Origin of the sequence: Mesorhizobium sp. M7A.F.Ca.CA.004.12.1.1, from assembly GCF_003997835.1 — a bacterium.
Classification (GTDB): Bacteria; Pseudomonadota; Alphaproteobacteria; order Rhizobiales; family Rhizobiaceae; genus Mesorhizobium.
Map to the genome: position 1 here is coordinate 1 of NZ_RZRK01001116.1, position 1,503 is coordinate 1,503.

2 protein-coding genes and 1 pseudogene are annotated in these 1,503 nt (G+C 62.2%); 2 read left to right on the top strand and 1 reads right to left on the bottom strand.

The genetic code is table 11. The features are described 5' to 3' along the window. Positions 1-98: 98 nt before the first annotated feature. Positions 99-209, top strand: a pseudogene (locus tag EN984_RS34230) (DUF815 domain-containing protein); the annotation flags it as partial. A 39-nt stretch (positions 210-248) separates the two neighbouring features. Here the strand turns inward: EN984_RS34230 and EN984_RS34235 are convergent. Continuing rightward, complete coding sequence (locus EN984_RS34235) at positions 249-1,067, bottom strand: AraC family transcriptional regulator (RefSeq protein ID WP_127273191.1); 819 nt, start codon at positions 1,065-1,067, stop codon at positions 249-251. A 112-nt stretch (positions 1,068-1,179) separates the two neighbouring features. On the opposite strand from EN984_RS34235, the gene EN984_RS34240 reads away from it, so the two are divergent. After that, positions 1,180-1,503: NAD(P)H-binding protein (locus tag EN984_RS34240; RefSeq protein ID WP_127384337.1), on the top strand; the 324-nt coding region annotated here is incomplete at its 3' end.

Here is a 1,503-nt window from a genome sequence, read left to right on the forward strand (position 1 = left end):
TCGGCCAAACGCCGCGTGATTTGCGCCGGGCGCAGCCCAAATGATCTTGTCATTGGATGGCGTTGGCGACGCCACCCAACGTGTCAGTCCCTCAGTGGCGTGCCGAAGCATTGGAATGGGCGACGACGCGCGGCAGCCGCTCGGGCCGCGTCGCCTGGCAGTTCACCCAGGACCTGGCTGGACGGCTCGGCAAGCCACTGAGGGACTGACACGTTGGGTGGCGTCGCCAACGCCATCCAATGACAAGATCATTTGGGCTGCGCCCGGCGCAAATCACGCGGCGTTTGGCCGATCTCGCGGCGCATCCAGTGCGCCAGATGTGACTGGTGCGCAAAGCCCGTCAATTCCGCCACCTTGCTTGTGCTGAGATCGCCTCGCTGCAGCAGGGCGCGTGCGCGTTCGACGCGACGTCGCACCACGTAGCGGTGCAGGGTGACGCCCGTCGCCGCCTTGAACCAAGCCCGCAAGTGCGAGCTGCTCGCCCCGGCAACTCGGCTCAATCGCTGGATTGAAAGGGGCTCGTGCAAGCCAGCTTCGATATGCTCCAACACTCGCTTGAGCTGGGCATCTGACAACCGGTTTGTTCGCTCGACATCGGAATTCTCAAGACCGAGCAGCCTCACCGCCAGAGCGGCGCCAATGCTGTCGGCAAACAAAGATCCACTCGGTGAGTTTGCGCCGAGATCGCTCTCGAGTGCACGGGCGAGATGTTGGATGCGCTGATCACGAAGCAGATGACGTGTGTCGAGCGGCAACGCGCGCGCCTTGCCACCTAGCTCAGCCGCCACCCTTTCCATCAGGGCTGGTTGTAACGCGATCTCGATCGTGTCGAACGGGGTTTCGGTCTCGAAGCCGCCCTCTTGGCCAGCGGGCACCAGGTCAATATCGCCAGCGCGCCTCACGAAATATCGACCAACCTCATTGCAGTAGGAACGCGTCGCCGCGCTTGCATGCACCATGATGCGATGATGGGCCGCCCTGGAGAGACGATGGACGCCCGCTTCGATATGCCAGAAGGCCATTGTGACGTCGGGCGGAAATCGGGCCGGAACAGACTGCGAATGCATGCTCTCTCGCTTCCTGGCAAAACCTGTCCAAGAATTGGCAATTCCCGCGCGATTTTCAATGCCGGGGACATGTACCTACGCCTCTCCATCGAGCTTGGACGAGAGGTTAGCCATGAGTTTTTATGTAGTTGTCGGAGCAGGCCCGGTCGGGCACGAGACCGCGCGCCTTCTGGGCGAAGAAGGACATGACGTCGTTCTCACGAGCCGGAGTGTCGGCTCAAACGCGTTGCGGAACGTCCGGGCGGTGCAGGCCGATGCCACCGATGCCGTTGAACTGGCGCGTATCTGCCGAAACGCCGACGCCATTTTCATGTGTGCCATGGCCGCCTATCACCGGTGGCCGACCGACTTCTTCCCAATCATCGACGGCACCGTGCGTGCCGCGGAAGCGGTCGGCGCGAAGCTTGTGGTTCTCGGAAACCTCTATGGCTATGGG